Raw genomic sequence first — 19,291 nt, forward strand, 5'->3', positions numbered from 1 at the left:
TGCACTTTTGTTTTAACCGCTCAAAAACACACCCCAATAAAATATGTGACTTTAATTCATATATGAGTCCGTTTATAGTCATCTACACTGTTGAGAGAATTATAATAAAAATAAAACGTTGGCTATATGATCAGATTCGACCCTATTAAAAACCGTATTTATAACGACGAACGTTCTATTAAAATAGGATATCGTGAGACTTGTGTTTTAGAGTTATTACTTAAAAATTCGCCCGAGATTGTAAGTAAACAGGATATTATTAGCTTCGCATGGGGAAGCGAGTTCATAGGGGATACATCACTTGCAAAGTGTATAAGCTTACTTCGCCAAGGGTTCGTTAAGCTTGGCATCAGAGAAACACCCATCGTCACGGTGCCGAAGGTCGGTTACCGCCTTATTGATGAGTGTGTCTTTATCGACTCACAGCCACAAAGCGAAGACACTATTCTTTTCAATCCAGTGAGCGACCAAATTCCACTCGACCATAGTAGCATTGCTGCCTCCATTCCAGACGATCATAAACCTGAATCCAAATCGAGTTTACCTGCTGCGCAACAAGTCAGCTTATACAAAAACAGACTGTGTTACTTCACAACCGCTTGTTTACTGATGGCGTCGGCGCTATTGGCTTTTGCTAAGATCAATGATGAGACCCTCAGTGATCTCACCCCCGTTAACCGACTCAGTGAACAATGGGTTGGTCAGATACAAGTTCTCCAGGATCCAGAGATGGTCCTAAGTCCAGAACTGGAGGCTATTCTCTATAAACATCAATGTGATTGTGTAGCATACATAAGCGATGAACCTGACTATTCTGAGCTCTCCATACTCAACAAAGCAACGCGTCAATCCGTCAATATCTTTTACACCGCAACGCAATTGGATCAAGCGAGTGCAGAGATAGCGTTATTCCTAGAAAGAGGCCAATTATGATGCCATTTATAGCTCTGTTTTCCTCGTTAACGTTATTCATTGGTATATGGAGTATCCCTTCCTCTCCACCACAAGAGGAGCGCCATTATCAACATAGCGTGGTGGATCTCATACTCGATGGAAATGTACTACGTACCGATGGACTCACCAAAATAAGTGATAACAAGGTTCTACACCTTATATCCGTTCAAGATGACAACGTGCCCGACCCTATTGTTCTTCGCTTTAAAGGAGAAGCAGGTCCTTCTCAATCACTTTTTTTTTCAATATCAGGCACTATCGACTTAGTTTCCGTACAAAAAATAAGTAAAACAATGAATGACAGCTTGTTGTCACCCTACCTACTCATCAACAATGACCCATTAACACTCAAGGTTGATATCTTAAGTTCGAACGATTTATTTGCCATAATCCGCACATGTAATACAGGCCGAACACAACTACTAGCTAAACGATAGTCTAAATTGATGGAGTAAATTAACTACCATTTTCTCATATTTAATAAATTGGATAACCATCTATATTACCCATACAAACGGTTGGTTATCTTATTTATTCATCCTATAACTAATATATTCTTTCCGTCGACCTAAACACTTCAAATAGCATCCTCAATGTCAGTTTCTCACTAACATCAAGAAATATTGACGTTCGAGTATCAAAAGTATTTCCTCATTTCATAAAAATAGCTTGAACTCCATCAAATAATTTCCTTTACGTTGCATATCGTTTCATTAATAAAACAAAATCAACATTACAAGTCATTGAATTAAAGTGGAAAATTAATTCAACCCTTTTCAGTATCTATCTATTTATCAACATGAAAAAGTGAACTTGTCTTGTTAACTGCACGGCACAAAAAACATTATCAAAATAGAAAAATTACAAATGAGGGAATTGTTCATGATCCGAATAAACAGAAGTCTCTTAGCAACCGCAGTGTTGTCTGTTCTATCAACCGGTGTAAACGCAAAGATTTACCCAGACCAAATCGTGTTTGAGCAACTTGGTGAAGATGTATGTCGCTCTGGTTATCGTCCTATAGACCGTTATGAAGCCGAAGAGCAGAAGAGTGCTTTGGTCGCCCGTATGGGCACTTGGCAGATCACAGGCTTAAAAGGAAACTGGGTAATCATGGGGCCTGGTTATCATGGCGAAATTAAGCAATCAAGCAGTGGGTCAACGTTCTGTTACCCAAACAACGACCAATCTGAAATCCCTAACTATTCCGCCAAATCGGTTCAGGAAGGCAGCGAAATCGATGTTCAGTATGAATTAGTGAACAACCGTAACGACTTTGTTCGCCCATTAAGCTATTTAGCCCACAACCTAGGTTACGCATGGGTTGGCGGTAATAACAGTCAGTATGTTGGCGAAGACATGACGATAAAGCGCTCTGGCGACAGTTGGGTGATACAAGGAAATAACAATGGATCTTGTAGCGGTTATCGTTGTGGTGAAAAAACCAAAATCACCGTCGACAACTTTGCCTACACCGTTAACGATGACAACTTTTGGCATGGTGATGTTGTCGAATCAGACCGTGAATTAGTGAAGACCGTTTACGCTACCGCAAGAAACAACAGTAATATCGCCCAACAAGTGGTTGTCGATCTGAAAGTAGACGAATCAACAAACTGGTCGAAAACGAACAGCTATGGATTCTCGCAAAGCGTTCAAACAGAAAATACGTTTAAGTGGCCTCTTGTTGGCGAAACTAAACTCACTATTAAGTTTGAAGCCAACCAAAGCTTCTCTAAATCCAATGGTGGTTCTACTAGTGAACAAGTGACACTTCAAGCGCGCCCTATGGTTCCAGCAAACTCAGAGCTTCCGATTCGAGTTGAATTGTATCGTTCAAGCATCTCCTACCCATATCGATTCAACGCCGACATTAGTTACGATGTTGAGTTTAATGGCTTCCTTCGTTGGGGTGGCAACGCATGGCACTCCCATCCAGACAACCGCCCTTACAAAGCTCACACCTTTACTATGGGTCGAGGCAGCGATAAATCCGCAGACATTCGTTACCAGTGGGATCACCGATACATTCCAGGTGAGACAAAATGGTGGGATTGGGGCTGGGCAATCAAAGAAGCTGGCTTATCAAACATGCAGTACGCAACAGGCGGAAGCTTACGCCCATTCCACTCTTATGTGTCGGGTGACTTTTACGCTGACTCTCAATTTGCCGGTACCATTGAGATTGGCCAAGCAACACCGATTACCAACAATTTACGTAGCAAAAGAAGTGTTGATTCCGTCAACGAAACCACTGAGCGCATTGGCGATATCGAAGTCACCACCAACTTCAATGCTGATGAGTTGAGCGACCTAGGTTTTGAAGGTGCAGAGATGAACATTAGCGTCGTTGAATAACTACGTTGTTTAATCAGAGCGCTACAAAGTTCTACAAGCCTTAAAACGCAAAAGCCCACGATATATCGTGGGCTTTCATATGTTCTATCAGAAAACGGTGAACTACACAGGCTCTTCCATTAGAAGCTTTACGCCCAGCCCCACCAGCACCATGCCTGTCACACCTTCCATCCACTTCATAAAGCTCGCATTCTTAAGCAAGTTTTTAGCGGAGTTAAGAGCACCAGCTAAGCCACATTGCCAAACCATCGCAATCATAAAGTGGACCGAAGCCATCAGCATAGATTGCAATAAAGGCGAACCTTCAGGGTTTACAAATTGAGGTAAAAAGGCCAAGTAGAAAACTGCCGTTTTCGGGTTAAGAACATTAGACAAGAAGCCTTCACGCAAAGAACGCTTAGCACTGTAGGCTTGCTTAACTTGTTCACCCACCTTCACTTCGCCACCATTTTTCATCAAAGCTCGTAAACTGCTTAAGCCAAGCCAAATCAGGTAAACCGCGCCCACCATTTTAACGGCTTGAAAGAGTTCAGCTGATTGGGCAAGAATCGCGGAGATCCCCACAGCAGAGAAAAAGGCGTGTACATAAAGACCGCTACAAATACCAAAGCTGGTCATACAACCGTCAGCTAAGCCCGAGCGGCTCGTATTGCGAATCACTAATGCCGTATCTAAACCCGGCGTTAATGTTAAAATAGTGATGGCAATAAGAAATGCCTCAAAGTTCAAAATATCCATATCATTGTTATTCTTGTTCAGCAATTTATCATCAATACCGTGTATCTGAACAATTCGCAAGCAACAATTTCGATCAGCGATACAACTCACTGATTTTGTGCACACTGATACAGTTTAACTTGTTAAAAAATAGTAAATTTTCGACATCACTTGCCTTGGTCGTTTAAGCTATATTTTCTACTAGCTATATATTTTCTACTATAGTTCGCAGCTTCTAGAAGCAGGCAAAGTAAAAACCACAATAAGGTAACAAACACTGAGATGAGCCTAACCTCCGGCGTTGCCAGTAGGATCATTAAAAGAAACTAAATTAAGAGTAGTCAAATGAGCGCATTCAAAAAACTAGTCGAACACTCTAAAAAATGTTCACGCTTTCAACACCTAGCCGCTATTTGTGGTTGGGACCAAGCTTCCATGATGCCGGCTGGCGGTAACCAAGCTCGTAGTGAAGCGATGGCCGAGCTATCTGTTCATATTCACGGATTAATGACGCAACCGCAACTTGGTGATTGGATTGCAGACGCTGAAAACGAAGCGCTGAACAACGAGCAACAATCGTCACTTCGTGAAATCAAACGCCAATGGCAACAAGCGAACCTACTTCCAGAAAAACTGGTTGAAGCGAAATCTCTAGCAGGTTCAAAATGTGAACATGCATGGCGTAGCCAACGTGGAGAAAACGACTGGGTTGGTTTTGAAAAGAACTGGCGTGAAGTGGTTGAGCTGTCACGTGAAGAGGCGCAAATTCGCGCTGATGCTGCTAACCTAACACCTTATGATGCGATGCTTGATATCTATGAACCGGGCACCAGTTCTGCTTCGCTGGATACCCTATTTGCAGACGTTAAAACTTGGCTTCCAGGCTTGATTGATGAAGTGATCGAAAAGCAATCGAGCGAGCAATTTAATGCGCCATCTGGCATCTATTCGACCGAGAAACAAAAAGCACTTGGTTTAGAAGTCATGAAACTGCTTCAGTTCGACTTCGAACACGGCCGATTAGATGAAAGTGTTCACCCATTCTGTGGCGGCGTCCCTTCAGACGTGCGTATTACGACTCGCTACGATGAAGCTGAATTCGTTCAGAGCTTGATGGGTATCGTCCACGAAACGGGGCATGCACGTTATGAGCAAGGTTTACCTAAACACCTAGCAGGCCAACCTGCCGGTGAAGCTCGATCTATGGGTATCCATGAATCTCAGTCTTTGTTCTTCGAGATGCAAGTTGGCCGCAGCGATCCGTTCATTGGACACTTAGCGAACCTCACGGGTCAACAATTCTCTGGTTCAGAGTTTGAGAAAGAGAACTTCCAGAAGATCTACACGCGCGTGAAGAAAGACTTCATCCGTGTTGATGCCGATGAGCTGACCTACCCAGCGCACGTGATTTTACGTTACGAGATTGAGCGTGACTTGATCAACGGTAAGATCAAACACACCGACGTGCCAGAACTTTGGAGTACCAAGATGCAGTCATACCTTGGCTTAAGCACCCAAGGCAATTTCACTAATGGCTGTATGCAGGATATTCACTGGACAGATGGCGCATTCGGTTACTTCCCATCTTACACACTAGGTGCGATGTACGCGGCTCAGTTTATGGCTTCAATGAAGAAAACGGTTGATGTGAACTCAGTAATTGAAAGTGGTGACCTATCGCCTATCTTCACTTGGTTAGAATCGAATATTTGGAGCAAAGGCAGCCTGCTGGCCACTGATGATTTAGTGAGAGGTGCGACAGGTGAAACACTTAACGCTGCATACTTTAAAAAGCACCTAGAAGAGCGCTATCTATAATCACTTGATACTAAGCCTTCCTATTGTTATTTGAAGGAAGGCTTAGTCTTCACTGATATAGAGCTTTGTCCCTATGGTAATAGCCGCAGATTATCTGTAATGTTTATCAAACTTAGGTTGTGGGATAAAGTCATTATAATATAGTTACTTACGTGAAAACTTTCCTTTTTTAAATACCTTCCATAAAAATAATTTCAATTTATTTTACTTTTCTGCATCCAAATACCTTGTTCGATTGTAGTACCTAGTAACAGCAGGAAAAAGCTGTTTTTCAAATTCAAAATCGACTGATAAAAAGGGATACGACAGTGAAAAAACAATACATATTGAAAGCATTAAAAATCACCGCAACATCAGCTCTAATGGCTATGGCTGCTCAATCCTATGCTGGTACCTTTTCTCAAGACAACCTACCAAGTGAAGTGCGTGTACCGGAGGGTAACAAAGTCGCCATGTTTACTGTTGCGGAAGGTAATATCACATGGGAGTGCAAAGTAGACAGTTCAAATGACAAGAGTGCAAAATGGGTATTTGCTGGTCCTCGAGCCATTTTAAGTGATAATAAAGGCAACCATTTAGTCTCTTATTTTGGTCCTCCTGCAACATGGGAATCTCTTGATGGTTCATCTATTACCGGTAAACAACTGGCCGTTTCCCCTTCAGATAAAGGCAGTATTCCGATGCAGTTAGTCAAAGCAAATGAGTCTATGCGTTCTGGTACATTAAAAGATGTCACTTATATACAGCGTATTAATTTAAAGGGCGGTGCTGCTCCAATGACAGGTTGTACTATGGACAAACTTGGTCATAAAGTCGTGGTTAACTACTCTGGTGAGTATTTATTCTGGAAACAAAAGTGATCGCATTACCGCCACCGTACACGAGAATAAACACTGACTAAATAATGACTTAAAACGTCCAGTTACGTATACTGGACGTTTTATAAACAGGTATATCGTGTGTCAATATCGACAGAGTTCGACTATGAAAGTGTTCTAATGCACTGCGCTCAAGGCGATCGCCAAGCCTTAAGACAGTTATATGAACAGGAAGCATCAAGATTACTCACTGTAGTGCTGAGGATTTTGCAAAACCGTGCTTTATCCGAAGACGTTGTGCATGACGCCTTTATAAAAATTTGGAAAAATGCAAACTCCTACCATCAAGAGCTAGGGTCCGCACGTGGTTGGATATATACGTTAACCCGTAATTTAGCGTTAAATGCACTTAAACACTCCAACCGCCAAATCTTATCAGAACCAGATTTGTTACTCGCTCTATGTGATAGTCAAGTATTAGACTTAGCAGAGCAGCCAGATGGTATTTCTGAACTTTCAGAAGATCCTTTGGCACAAACGTCTCTACAAACATGTTTGGAATATTTAGAACCCGAACGCAAATTGTGTATATTGCACGCTTATGTTGATGGCTACACCCAAGACGAAATTTCTCAATTGCTTAACAAACCCCTTGGTACCGTAAAATCATGGATTAAGCGCAGCTTGAATGCTTTAAAGGGGTGTCTGCAATGAAAAAAGATACGCAACAAATTCCTATCAACGATGATAATTTAGCCGGCCAATATGTGCTTGGCACACTGACAGAAGAAGAACGATATAATTTTGAACAACGTTTAGCTGACAGTACCGAATTGCAACAAGCGGTTAATCAATGGCAAACCCATTTTTTGTCTATTACTGATAGATTAGAGCCAAAAGTCGCCTCTCAACCTTTATCTGCACGTATTGAGCGCAGCATAGATGAACTTGAAGAATCTTCTAAACCGGTAACGCAATCAAGACCTGAACCACAAAGCCATTTCTGGCAAAGTCTCGGTTTATGGCGGGCTATCTCAATGGCGTGTCTTGTACTAGCTATGGTACTAGGTTTTAAATTACAGACCCTTGAACCAATGCAGAGCACACCGACTTATATCGCGGTGTTAGTACAACCAGAAAACAAAAACCCAAGTTGGGTAATTCAAACCACTCATGCCAATCATATGCAACTAGTGCCCCTAGGTGCAGTGAGAATACCAGAAGGCAAAGCATTACAATTTTGGACAAAAGCCGATGATTGGGATGCACCTGTTTCACTAGGATTAGTCAGAGAAGGCGAAACGCTTAATCTAAATATTAGTGAATTACCGCCACTAACAGAAAACCAATTGTTCGAACTAACTTTAGAGCAAGAAACAGGCTCTTCTACAGGTCGCCCAACTGGCCCTATTACCTCAATTGGTCGCGGCCTTTCGATATAGTGAGCAGATAATTTAAAGACCATTCCCTATAGAATGAATAGAAAGAAGGCTGAGCAGGTTACTGACTCAGCCTTTTTTGACGGCAGATAAAAATCAGCCACGTTCTATCTATTCAGAACTTCATAGACCTCAGTCGCCTTTCAACATATCTAAAAATATCTGTCTCGACTCGGGTGTGTTGTCTCTGTGGGTTTCGTACTTTATATGTGCCTCGGCATCGGCAGACTGAGATAATTTGATACTCCAAAGTGCTATCAATTGGTTCGGTACAATTGAATATCGAACGTCGATAACACGCAGATCATCCATTGGATCTTGTGCCACGTAACCATTTGAGAACCAGCGAAAACGCTCAATGTCTTTTGCTTGTTGTGAATTAGGATCGAGCCAAGGGAAATCTTGACTCACATTCAGTTTAGCTACTGAGTCTCCAGGATAAGTTCTAACGGATTTGCCGGCTCGAACAGCATCTACGTAGTATCGAGATTCTGTTTCGTACACCACTTTCCACACCAAGATATTCGCAAAGCTTGGTTTTGCCTCTAATCGGATCGGCGTGTGTTGTCTTTCTTGCGCTAATTGCCAGCCTATGGCTTCTGCCCTATCCCTTTGTATCATTCCTAACGTCGGATAAATCAAAGCCCACAGAAACGCGATGCGAGCCAGCAAAGGGATTCGTTTCCATGTTGCAAACACAAGCAATATTAAAATGGGAAGTGTATAGACAGGATCGATAATCGAAATGGTATTCCAAGCATAACGCTCATTGGTAAGCGGCCAAAACAACTGAGTGCCATACGTAGTACAAGAATCTAATAAAGCATGTGTGCCATAGCCTAACGCGCAATACAGCCAGCTCTGTTTAAACGAGAGACCGCGCCTTTTAGCAATCAAAAGATGTAAAACCAGAGCGCAGATCAAGCTGCCAATAGGGATAAACAGAAGTGAGTGAGTAAATTGTCGATGGAACTCCAATGCCAGTAAAGGATCACTCTCCGATCGAATAAACGCATCTAAATCTGGGGCCATTCCAGAGAGTAAACCTAGACCCCCAGCGACCACTAAATGTTGTTTTTTACTCGCCGCTTGTGACAAAGAAGCACCTAGCACACCCTGCGTTAACGGATCCATAAATCACTCACTTTTAGCATTCCATTGATCTGAACAAGTACATTTAGCTATAGCAGTGAATCCAGTTAAACAACAATATTTTGTCAATATACTCATAGACATAATCGTATAAATGTAGACTGGCAAACAAAAAAAGCAGCCTGATGACTGCTACTTTCTATTGTTATTATTGGAGCTACCCACTGATAGCTGCAACATAGGCAGCCGAACAACCAAAACTTAGCGAGCGACCATACTTACAGCGATAACAACCAACAGTACTGAAAAGATCTTCTTAATTATTGGAACTGGCAAGTGGTTTGTAGCTTTTGCGCCTAACGGAGCCGTGAACCAAGAGGTGCACACAATACCCAGTAACGCTGGTAAATAAACAAAACCTGCAAATCCATCGGTTAAAGCAAATTGGCTACTGCCCGCAGTGATATAACCGATAGAACCAAACAATGCGATTACAATGCCACACGCAGACGCACAGCCGATCGCCTTTTTCATATCGACCGAAAAGAACGTTAATAGTGGAACTAACAACGCACCGCCACCAATCCCTATCATGGCAGACAACCCGCCAGTAATGGTTGTTAAAACGGTTAATACCCCTTTATTCGGTAGTTTTCGTTCGTTAGGCGTGCCGCTTTTACTGCTTAAGAACATCTTAATCGCGATAAGAACTACGCTCACAGCAAACACGATACGAACGACCTTTTCCGGCAATAACGCCGCCATAAAACCACTAACCAAAGCACCAAGGGCAACACCCAGCATGATCCAAGGTGCCAGATCCCAAGGCACGTTGCCATTCTTGTGGTGAGCGAGCGCAGAAGACGTTGAAGTAAATAGAATCGAGGCCAACGAGGTCGCAATCGCAGCAACAACAACTTGGTCGGACGGCAGAACTTCTAAGTAAAGTAAAATGCTGCTTAACACAGGAACAATGATCAGCCCTCCGCCAATACCCAAAAGCCCGGCAAGAAAACCAACACCACTGCCTAGTAACGCACAGTAGAAAATCAAAAACAGCAATTCACTCATTTCATCCATCTCTTATTAAATTAATTTACCTTAAATAACACCACTATTAATGCGGTTATATTTGCATTAAGCTAATTAATATAACTGACACCGACTTAAACATTCAAACATATAGATCATGAATATTCCTCATGATGAATGTGAAGTAATACCATTATTAATCCCACACCTATCCACGTATAAAAACCTTAAGCGATTAACTTTATACGACATTAATTCTACTAAGTATTAATTTCAGAAAGCATAGCCTTCGATTCTTAATCCGGTCACAAGCAAAAAATAAAAGCAGTTTTAATACTAAAGACCGAGAGAACCAGACAACGAATTGGGATACTAGACCAGCATGAATAAAGAATTTAATTTTACGATCAAAAGCATTAGCCTCGACGAAAACTACCAGCCTGCAGACAGCACGCGTATCACAACCAACTTTGCGAATTTGGCGAGAGGTGACAGCCGTCAAGCGAACTTGCGTAATGCACTACAAATGATCGATAACAGTTTCAACGCCTTAGCACATTGGGACAACCCTAAGGGCGACCGCTATTCTGTGGAGCTTGAAATCATTTCTGTTGATATGGATATTGAAAGTAACGGTCAAGCATTCCCTTCAATTGAAGTGCTGAAAACCAATATTTTAGACCGTAAAACCGACGAGCGTATTGAAGGCATTATCGGAAATAACTTTTCTTCTTATGTTCGAGATTATGACTTTAGCGTTCTTCTGTTGGAGTATAATAAAGACCAAGATAAATTCAGTATTCCAGAAGGTTTTGGTGATTTACACGGTAAGCTTTTTAAACATTTCGTTAACTCTGAAGCTTACAAACAGAATTTCAATAAGCCACCTGTTATTTGTTTAAGTGTTTCAGATAATAAAACCTATTACCGTACTGAAAATCAACACCCTGTATTAGGCTTTGAATACCAACCTAATGAATCTTCTTTAACTGAGCAATACTTCAAGAAGATGGGATTACAGGTTCGTTATTTCATGCCGCCAAATACTGTCGCTCCTCTGGCTTTCTATTTCTTTGGTGATCTGCTGAACGATTACTCTAACCTAGAGCTTATCAGCACCATCAGCACCATGGGTACTTTCCAGAAAATCTACCGACCTGAGATTTACAACGCGAACGCGGTTGCAGGTAACTGTTACCAACCAAACTTGAAAAACTTGGACCATTCACTGACTCAGATCGTGTATGACCGAGAAGAACGCGGCAAGTTAGCTATTGAGCAAGGTAAATTCGCAGAAGAACATTTCATTAAGCCATATCAATCGGTTCTTGAGAACTGGTTTGCCAATTACGCGCTTTAATCAATTTATTAGGCGCTTTAATCCATTAATTACGCGCTTTGGGCAATCTAAGGATAGGCAAAATTAATTATGAAAACACTATTACCGACTTCAACAGCAGGCAGCTTACCTAAGCCGTCTTGGCTAGCACAACCAGAAACACTTTGGTCTCCATGGAAACTGGAAGGCGACGAATTAACAGATGGCAAGCAGGATGCCCTACGTGTGTCTCTGCATGAGCAACAGCAAGCCGGCATTGATATCGTGAGTGATGGCGAACAGACCCGCCAGCACTTTGTGACGACCTTCATTGAACACCTAAATGGTGTCGATTTCGAGAAGCGCGAAACGGTTAAGATCCGCGACCGCTACGATGCAAGTGTACCGACTGTTGTTGGCCCAGTTTCTCGTCAGAAATCGGTGTTTGTTGAAGATGCGAAGTTCTTACGTCAGCAAACCGATCAACCTATTAAGTGGGCTCTGCCTGGGCCAATGACCATGATCGATACACTTTACGATGCGCATTATCAAAGCCGCGAAAAACTCGCTTGGGAATTTGCGAAGATCCTAAATCAAGAAGCAAAAGAGCTTGAAGCCGCTGGCGTTGATATTATTCAGTTCGATGAACCAGCATTTAATGTGTTCTTTGATGACGTAAATGATTGGGGCATTGCTTGCTTAGAAAGAGCCATTGAAGGGCTAAAGTGCGAGACCGCGGTACATATTTGCTATGGTTACGGCATCAAAGCCAATACTGATTGGAAAAAGACATTAGGCACGGAGTGGCGCCAATACGAAGAAGTCTTCCCTAAGTTGCAGCAATCGAATATCGATATCATCTCTTTAGAATGTCACAACTCTCATGTACCACTTGAACTACTTGAGCTGGTTCGAGGCAAGAAAGTGATGGTCGGTGCAATTGATGTGGCAACCGATTCGATTGAAACACCAGAAGAAGTCGCCAGCACTCTTAGAGAAACACTTAAGTATGTTGATGCAGACAAGCTCTACCCTTGCACCAATTGCGGTATGGCTCCCCTACCTCGCCAAATAGCATCGGCTAAACTCAATGCGTTAAGTGCTGGTGCAGAGATTGTTCGAAAAGAGCTATCAGCGTAACCCTCTATACGTATATCCAAAACTAATCCTCAAAGCTAAACCTAGCTCTTGAAGCTTAAACCAGTTATCACAGCCTAAGTCGCATATCAGCGCTTAGGCTTTCTTTTTCCTACACATCACTTTACTCAGAGAAACTGTCTATGTCGATGCGGTTATCTATTTAGCAAGCTCTTCATTCATCGAAGAAAACTGTCATCTTCTTCAGAGTTATTAGTGCCTTATTAAGCCCCAAGAAGCGGTAGATGCTTTCGTTTTTGATAAGTTAAAGCAAGCTCCAAGCACTGTTTGATTGCTACCTCAGGCATGGGCTCAGATAAATGCAATACAATTGCCCTATTACCTTGAAACTGCAGTGTATCTCCATGTAACTCTCGAAATGTATCAACGAGCTTAGTTTGGCAGTTGAAAAATAAAGAGTAGTTATTCGGCGATTTCAATTTCCAATCAATTCGAATTGGGCTGCCCGCTTTAACACTGTAACTAGGTTCTCCCCACTTAAGAGACTCTTCAACTTCCCCTAACTTCAATTCACAGGACAGATCAAGAATGAGAGAGCGCAACTCTTCTAGTCGAATTCGAGCGTTCTCCGGATATTCTTCAAAACGATTTTTGACTAGCTTGTCCACTGAAACCTCCGATGAACCTAACAAATGGCGTAACTATTGTGTAAATGGTTTGGACGCTCTACTAACATGAACTAAACTTAGTAGCTTGATTAATGGCTTAATGATTAACTGCGCACTACCCACTATAAATAACCAAGTACCACTTTCAATAAGAGACTCATTTAAAAAGAAAAAACTACCGATCAAAAACCAAACAGCTATTAACAAATCATTGAATGCACCTAAAGCCTCATAACGGCGCTGAATCACTATATGTTTCTTACCGATATCTACATCCAATTCAACACCTTGATTCACAAACTCTCCTTAGGTCGAACTATGATTAAAACTATAAATGGATATCAGACCGATGCTCCACTTGTCAACATAACGCTGCTAAAGTATGAACAAGCAATACCTGAGTCGCTGCAACCATAGGGTGACCGCAACCACCGAAACCACCGAAACCACCGAAACCACCGAAACCACCGAAACCACACAGTGACAATGCCATACATTTCAAACCACTTTAAAATTACTTGTTTGAAGAATAAGAACTCCACACGGGTAAATCAGATACATCCGTAATTGAAACTTGCTTATTCTCCAAAAACGGATAACTGAAACCGGATAGCTTAATACGTTTCTGAAATATTATACTTTTGCATAAAGGTGTTAGAGCTCAAACACCCTACTAGATTTCCCAAAGTGATCGAAAAAGCAATAATAAAAATCACTGCTTTTGAGATATTTCCGGTAAAAATATTGCTTCCAAATAGGTAAGCCATTACTGAGCAAACAAATAATACAAAGGCATATTTATTCACGAGGAAAAACCATGGGATTTCAAATGCCCAAAGTTCACTGCGATCTTTAAAGGTAAACAAACCACCCATAACATAGGTTAGCGCACCGAAGATAGCTATGATAACCACGGTGAATATATAAGGAAAAAATGGTTTATCTACCAAAAGGTAATATCCCATACGCCAAGTAAAAAAGAATGAAACGATCCAAAAAATCACTACTGGACCAATTAGTAACCCCATATCTCCTCCTTGAATTTAATGAGTAACATGTATTCTCCCTCTTAAGGACCTTCCACATTTGAGTGGTATTTAACAACATCGAGACACTATGTCTGATTAGCCTTAGTTCTGCTGTATCGAGCTAGCTAAACCCATCATAGTCATCCTACTGTATAGCAAAATGGTGAAGTCTCTATTATATAGAAATTCAATTATTCAGAAAGACAGTCCTAAAGCTTTTAAAGCTTCCTCACATTGAGCTGCATTTTCAAATTGAATTCCAGTAATACCAACAGCGTTTGCGCCCATAACATTACACGGCATGTCATCTATAAATACGGTTTCCGAAGCATCTAATCTATGCTGCATAAGTAATGATTGATAGATTTCTGCTTGAGGTTTGAGTAGCCCTAACTCCGCAGACACTGTCGCTCCGTCAAATAAAGGCCAAAACGTGTATGTAGACTTAAGATGGGAAACAATTTCGTGAACATTATCTGTTAACGCATAAACGTTGTAACCTGCTAACTTAACACGCTGCAGAAGATCAACAGAGCCGAAAATAAGGATTTGTGTTTGTTTGACGTAGTAAAATAAGCGCTCACATTCCAAGTGTGATAAATTAAGAAACTGCTGATACTGCGCTTTAGCATCAGATTCTGAAATTAAACCTTTATTTAAATCGAGCCAAGTTTCAGACTGAAAAATAGCCTTAACCAATACCTCAGGAGCTTTAACCTCACCAAATGTGAGCTTCACGATTTCCAAAGGAGTCCAACGGACAATCACGTTACCAATATCAAAGACTACATTTCTAATGCTTCCTGAGCTCATAGTTTCTCCTTTCACAGGTCTAATTCGCACTTCTTTTTAGTGACGGGAAATATATAACCATTCTCTTCTAACACTAATTAATTCATAAAACTGGGAGCTGTGTTTAACAACCGCTATCAAACCTCAACATTGATAGAATTAACATCTACCACCACTACGAAAATGTCGTTATTATTAACTTTGTAATTTAATAAAAAACGAAAAAACACACTCCTCAATAGGAAAGACGAATACATAAAATTAAAACAGAATAAATTATAGGAACTATCGTAATTTCATGTATTTATAATAAAAGTTTAAAATTAAAGAATTATCGATATAACAATCAATAATGTTTTTGTATATTATAGTTTACATACTATAAAATTTAATTTTCCTGAAAAACTTGCCATAATTCCACACGTTCTCCCAATCTTGATTCGCAACACATGGCATTAATGTGTTGCATATAGGCTTCCTATAAAGTCGTTGGGAAGAAGGAGTTTATATTTATATCAGGAACGAAAAATGAACCAAAAACGTCAATTAAGCTGGAAAATAGCAGCTATTCTAGGTACCGCTTTCGGCTTTACAGCGCATGCTGCAGAAATGGTAAAAGTGGATAATGATACATTGCTACAACAAAGTATCCTCGCTCAATCGAATAGTGTCGCCCCACTAGAATTAGGTTTTTCTGAAGTAAAGCGGGTAGTGTTGCCCAATGGAAAAACAAAAGTCCGTTACCAACAAACACACTTAGGTTTACCCGTTTTTGATACCTCGGTTGTGGCAACACTCTCTAAAAACCAGCCTACTAAAGTCTTCGGTTCAATGGCGCAAGGAATCAGTGGTGACCTATCAAGCATCACTCCCAAACTGAATAAAAAGCAAGCTATTGCCGCTGCACTTTCAGCTCATAAAACCTTGGTAGTCGATAACATTTCTGTTGAAAACAAAAATGCAAAACTGATGGTGAGACTAGATGAGAACCAAATCGCTCAGATGGTTTACTTGGTCGACTTCTTCGTCGCCTCCGATCACCCTGAGCGCCCTTTTTACTTCATTGATGCGATCACTGGAGAAGTCCTCCAAAAATGGGACGGATTAAACCATGCCAAAGCTCTGGGAACAGGTCCAGGTGGCAACATAAAAACGGCTCGATATGAATATGGAAGTGACTTTACGGGATTTTCCATAGACAAAACGGGCACCACTTGTACTTTGGAAAACTCCGCGGTTAAAACGGTCAACTTAAATAACGGAACCTCTGGTAACTCGGCATTCAGTTACAACTGTAGCGACAGCACCAATTACAATGACTATAAATACGTTAACGGCGCCTACTCACCTCTTAACGACGCTCATTATTTCGGTAATGTTGTATTTGATATGTACAAAGATTGGATGAACACGTCTCCCTTAACTTTCCAGCTTACCATGAGAGTGCACTACGGTTCTGATTACGAAAATGCTTTTTGGAACGGTACATCAATGACATTTGGGGATGGTAAAAATACCTTCTATCCGTTAGTCGATATCAACGTGAGTGCCCACGAAGTCAGTCACGGCTTTACTGAACAGAACTCTGGCTTGGTATATAAAAATATGTCGGGAGGGATTAACGAAGCGTTCTCAGACATTGCAGGCGAAGCTGCTGAATACTATCTGCGTGGAAATGTTGACTGGGTTGTCGGTAGCGATATCTTCAAATCAGAAGGTGGGCTACGTTACTTTGATCAACCGTCAAAAGATGGCCGATCTATAGATCACGCTTCTCAATACTACGATGGTTTGAACGTTCATTTATCTAGCGGGGTTTATAACCGTGCCTTTTACCTGTTAGCGAACAAATCTGGCTGGGATGTGCGTAAGGGCTTCGAGGTATTTACGGTTGCAAACCAACTTTATTGGACGGCAAACAGTACCTTTGACGCTGGGGCTTGTGGTGTTGCAAAAGCCGCCGCAGACATGGGTTACGAAGTTTCAGATGTTGAAGCCGCTTTTAGTACTGTCGGTGTCAATGCAAGTTGTGGAACGACGCCTCCAACTGGCAATATCTTAACCAAAGGCACTCCGATTGCGAACCTAAGCGGGAGCCAAAACTCTCAAACCTTCTATACTTTCACCGTTGAGTCAGCATCAAACGTAACAGTTTCAATGTCTGGTGGTTCAGGCGACGCGGATCTTTACGTTAAATCGGGAAGCAAGCCGACGACTTCAAGTTACGACTGCCGCCCTTACCGTCCAGGAAACACAGAACAGTGTAATGTGAGTGCACAACCTGATGTAACGTATCATGTGTTATTGCGTGGGTACTCGAACTATTCTGGCCTAACATTGCGTTTAGATTGAGGTTAAAACGTACCGTTGAAGGTCGCAACCAATAACAAAGCCTACTCACATGAGTAGGCTTCATTGCTTATTAAGCAGTTAGATTTATCTAGAGACTTGGTACTTAAATCCAAGACCAACAACAGTCAGTATGTATAAGCGTTGCCGTGCGCTTATAAACATAAAAGGGTTAGCCAAGCGCTAGCCCTTTTTCTTATCTGAATTATACAAGCCAACAGATACCCTCATACCTAAGCGCGCTCTAAATCCCTACAAACTCAGGATATACAGTTAATAATTTTGTTAATTAACTAATTATTGGTTTATAAATTTGGATATGGCAAGTCAGCACTCACTTAATATTTTATAAATTGTTTAAATTGAGATCCTGTGCTGAACAACGGAATAAAATAAGTTGTCTAACTTTTAAACACATTCACCTTGCTGATAGGTTAATCCTTATAGGGCAAATGCTCTATTAATGATAAAAATTAAAATAAGGATTATTTATGAGACCATCTATTTCTATCAGTATGGTGCTTGCAACGACAGTGGTTGGCTTCCAGTCCTATGCAAACAATATCGACACAATAGACGCACGCTCTCTTTCAGAGAGCTCCTCAGCACAAAAGCAATCTTTGGCGTTGCAAATCAGCGAGCGTTATTCCGATCTTGAGCTTTCTTTAAAGGCTCAAATTTCACAAAAGAGTCTATCCACACCAATAGACAAACTGAACTCTTCTCAGCCCTACTCCGCATTCTCTAACAAGATGCAGAAAGCGGATCTTGGCTATCGCAAGATGAAAGGGATCAATAATTTCAGTGACTCTGTGTTAGAGATTCGCATGGCTGATAAAGCAATGATTGAAGCTTGGAAGAATGGCGAAAACCCGCTGTTTGCATTTGAACCATCAGGCGATGATTCGAATTGGCAATACATTGAAGCGTATGACGTGTACGGACAAGTTCATCAATTAGACGTGTACCAAATGCCAAACGTTCCTGTGTTTGTCGTTGATAGCAATGGTGCTGAAGAACTCAAAGCAGGCCTAATGGCGATGCAGGCCGAGATGAACAAGCTGGGTACTGCAACCCAAATCAATTCTGGCTCCAAAAACACTGGCGATAATGAAGACAGTAAAGGGAGTAAAAACAGTAAGTTCCAAAAACAAACGTTTATGGGCAAAGCTAAACGCTCAATGACGATGTCGGAACCTGAGCCGTTGAACACCACGCAGTTAACGAAAATCCATTTGGCTGTCGACCAAGAACCGTGGATCTCTGGCAAAGCTGAAATCTATGCTATCGTCACTGGGGTCGATTCGAGTCGTGTAGAACCACAGATTGATCTCGTTGAGATGCCTTATCTGGATTACGACAAGCAGACCTACTACCCAAATCAAACCGTTATCTTCTGGCCTCGTTACCGTTGGGGAGCAGCAGACATGATTTTGATGGAGCACGATGACGGCACCGACTACAAAGAGCTAGCAAAACTGCTGGTTGAAGCCGCAGAAGAGATACTGAAAATGATTCCTGATCCTGAAGTTCAAGGGTATGCGATCATCCCTCAGATCACTGGCAAGATTATCGATGTGATTCCTGATGGTGTACTCGTGAATGACGATGACTTCGTTGACGTATTCTACACTTTGATGCAAAACACTTCTTATGTTGATCATCCTGGCGCTGGCGGGAATGCTGTCGCGTCGTTCGCACCTGTAATAATTTCACCAACAGAATAATACTTTTTTCACGTTGAGGCCTTCATTGTCGTAGCCTTAATGAGTTATTAACTTACACTTCAGCGTATATGCCCTATGTAAAT

The 19,291-nt window shown here is 41.5% G+C and carries 19 protein-coding genes; 11 read left to right on the top strand and 8 right to left on the bottom strand.

Features of this window, described 5'->3' with window-relative positions:
* Positions 1 to 126 precede the first annotated feature (126 nt).
* The 3 genes from OCV24_RS08110 (at position 127) to OCV24_RS08120 (ending at position 3,312) form a co-directional block, all read left to right on the top strand.
* On the top strand, positions 127 to 933 hold the full coding sequence (locus tag OCV24_RS08110) for a winged helix-turn-helix domain-containing protein (protein ID WP_017055227.1): 807 nt from the start codon (positions 127 to 129) through the stop codon (positions 931 to 933).
* Positions 930 to 1,391: a hypothetical protein gene (locus tag OCV24_RS08115; protein ID WP_017055226.1), complete on the top strand. Its 462-nt coding sequence runs from the start codon at positions 930 to 932 to the stop codon at positions 1,389 to 1,391. The genes OCV24_RS08110 and OCV24_RS08115 overlap by 4 nt, the downstream gene beginning before the upstream one ends.
* A 445-nt stretch (positions 1,392 to 1,836) precedes the next feature.
* The gene (locus OCV24_RS08120) at positions 1,837 to 3,312 is read left to right on the top strand and encodes an aerolysin family beta-barrel pore-forming toxin (RefSeq protein WP_102506386.1); all 1,476 of its coding nucleotides are present in this window, start codon (positions 1,837 to 1,839) and stop codon (positions 3,310 to 3,312) included.
* 102 nt (positions 3,313 to 3,414) lie between these two features.
* Here the strand turns inward: OCV24_RS08120 and OCV24_RS08125 are convergent, their stop codons facing one another.
* Complete coding sequence (locus OCV24_RS08125; protein ID WP_029626806.1) at positions 3,415 to 4,050, bottom strand: LysE family translocator; 636 nt, start codon at positions 4,048 to 4,050, stop codon at positions 3,415 to 3,417.
* Positions 4,051 to 4,374: 324 nt separating this feature from the next.
* Here OCV24_RS08125 and OCV24_RS08130 point away from each other — a divergent pair, with 324 nt between their 5' ends.
* The 4 genes from OCV24_RS08130 to OCV24_RS08145 all read left to right on the top strand — a co-directional run bounded on the left by OCV24_RS08130 (position 4,375) and on the right by OCV24_RS08145 (position 8,107).
* Positions 4,375 to 5,847: a carboxypeptidase M32 gene (locus tag OCV24_RS08130; RefSeq protein WP_136998200.1), complete on the top strand. Its 1,473-nt coding sequence runs from the start codon at positions 4,375 to 4,377 to the stop codon at positions 5,845 to 5,847.
* Positions 5,848 to 6,155: 308 nt separating this feature from the next.
* Complete coding sequence (locus OCV24_RS08135) at positions 6,156 to 6,707, top strand: DUF3455 domain-containing protein (protein ID WP_102506388.1); 552 nt, start codon at positions 6,156 to 6,158, stop codon at positions 6,705 to 6,707.
* A gap of 138 nt (positions 6,708 to 6,845) precedes the next feature.
* Positions 6,846 to 7,379: a sigma-70 family RNA polymerase sigma factor gene (locus tag OCV24_RS08140; protein ID WP_060467566.1), complete on the top strand. Its 534-nt coding sequence runs from the start codon at positions 6,846 to 6,848 to the stop codon at positions 7,377 to 7,379.
* Positions 7,376 to 8,107, top strand: coding sequence for an anti-sigma factor (locus tag OCV24_RS08145; RefSeq protein WP_046222870.1), 732 nt, complete (start codon positions 7,376 to 7,378; stop codon positions 8,105 to 8,107). The genes OCV24_RS08140 and OCV24_RS08145 overlap by 4 nt, the downstream gene beginning before the upstream one ends.
* Before the next feature lie 129 nt (positions 8,108 to 8,236).
* On the opposite strand, the gene OCV24_RS08150 is transcribed toward OCV24_RS08145, so the two are convergent.
* Together OCV24_RS08150 and OCV24_RS08155 are read right to left on the bottom strand one after the other, a co-directional pair.
* Positions 8,237 to 9,238: a metal-dependent hydrolase gene (locus OCV24_RS08150; protein ID WP_046222869.1), complete on the bottom strand. Its 1,002-nt coding sequence runs from the start codon at positions 9,236 to 9,238 to the stop codon at positions 8,237 to 8,239.
* Between the two features lie 219 nt (positions 9,239 to 9,457).
* A complete protein-coding gene (locus tag OCV24_RS08155; RefSeq protein WP_046222899.1) occupies positions 9,458 to 10,267 on the bottom strand; it encodes a sulfite exporter TauE/SafE family protein in 810 nt (269 codons plus the stop codon).
* A gap of 343 nt (positions 10,268 to 10,610) precedes the next feature.
* Between OCV24_RS08155 and OCV24_RS08160 the strand changes: the two genes are divergently transcribed.
* The gene (locus tag OCV24_RS08160) at positions 10,611 to 11,588 is read left to right on the top strand and encodes a DUF1852 domain-containing protein (protein WP_102506390.1); all 978 of its coding nucleotides are present in this window, start codon (positions 10,611 to 10,613) and stop codon (positions 11,586 to 11,588) included.
* Between the two features lie 69 nt (positions 11,589 to 11,657).
* Positions 11,658 to 12,686, top strand: coding sequence for a methionine synthase (locus tag OCV24_RS08165; protein WP_017055216.1), 1,029 nt, complete (start codon positions 11,658 to 11,660; stop codon positions 12,684 to 12,686).
* 221 nt (positions 12,687 to 12,907) lie between these two features.
* Here the strand turns inward: OCV24_RS08165 and OCV24_RS08170 are convergent, their stop codons facing one another.
* The 5 genes from OCV24_RS08170 to OCV24_RS08190 all read right to left on the bottom strand — a co-directional run bounded on the left by OCV24_RS08170 (position 12,908) and on the right by OCV24_RS08190 (position 15,153).
* The gene (locus OCV24_RS08170) at positions 12,908 to 13,312 is read right to left on the bottom strand and encodes a DUF1801 domain-containing protein (protein WP_017055215.1); all 405 of its coding nucleotides are present in this window, start codon (positions 13,310 to 13,312) and stop codon (positions 12,908 to 12,910) included.
* Between the two features lie 33 nt (positions 13,313 to 13,345).
* Positions 13,346 to 13,609 (bottom strand): YrhK family protein, encoded by a 264-nt coding sequence (locus OCV24_RS08175; RefSeq protein ID WP_017055214.1) that lies wholly within the window; start codon positions 13,607 to 13,609, stop codon positions 13,346 to 13,348.
* Positions 13,610 to 13,673: 64 nt separating this feature from the next.
* Complete coding sequence (locus OCV24_RS08180; protein WP_261878786.1) at positions 13,674 to 13,805, bottom strand: hypothetical protein; 132 nt, start codon at positions 13,803 to 13,805, stop codon at positions 13,674 to 13,676.
* 121 nt (positions 13,806 to 13,926) lie between these two features.
* Positions 13,927 to 14,340, bottom strand: coding sequence for a hypothetical protein (locus OCV24_RS08185; RefSeq protein ID WP_017055212.1), 414 nt, complete (start codon positions 14,338 to 14,340; stop codon positions 13,927 to 13,929).
* Positions 14,341 to 14,535: 195 nt separating this feature from the next.
* Positions 14,536 to 15,153 (bottom strand): HAD family hydrolase, encoded by a 618-nt coding sequence (locus OCV24_RS08190; protein WP_146441969.1) that lies wholly within the window; start codon positions 15,151 to 15,153, stop codon positions 14,536 to 14,538.
* 507 nt (positions 15,154 to 15,660) lie between these two features.
* On the opposite strand from OCV24_RS08190, the gene OCV24_RS08195 reads away from it, so the two are divergent.
* Positions 15,661 to 17,484 carry a M4 family metallopeptidase gene (locus tag OCV24_RS08195; protein WP_077680316.1) on the top strand — a complete coding sequence of 608 codons (1,824 nt, stop codon included), beginning with the start codon at positions 15,661 to 15,663 and terminating at the stop codon, positions 17,482 to 17,484.
* A 488-nt stretch (positions 17,485 to 17,972) separates the two neighbouring features.
* Positions 17,973 to 19,208 carry a DUF3103 domain-containing protein gene (locus OCV24_RS08200; protein WP_017055209.1) on the top strand — a complete coding sequence of 412 codons (1,236 nt, stop codon included), beginning with the start codon at positions 17,973 to 17,975 and terminating at the stop codon, positions 19,206 to 19,208.
* Positions 19,209 to 19,291: the final 83 nt, after the last annotated feature.

The organism is Vibrio kanaloae, assembly GCF_024347535.1.
GTDB classification, from domain to species: domain Bacteria; phylum Pseudomonadota; class Gammaproteobacteria; order Enterobacterales; family Vibrionaceae; genus Vibrio; species Vibrio kanaloae.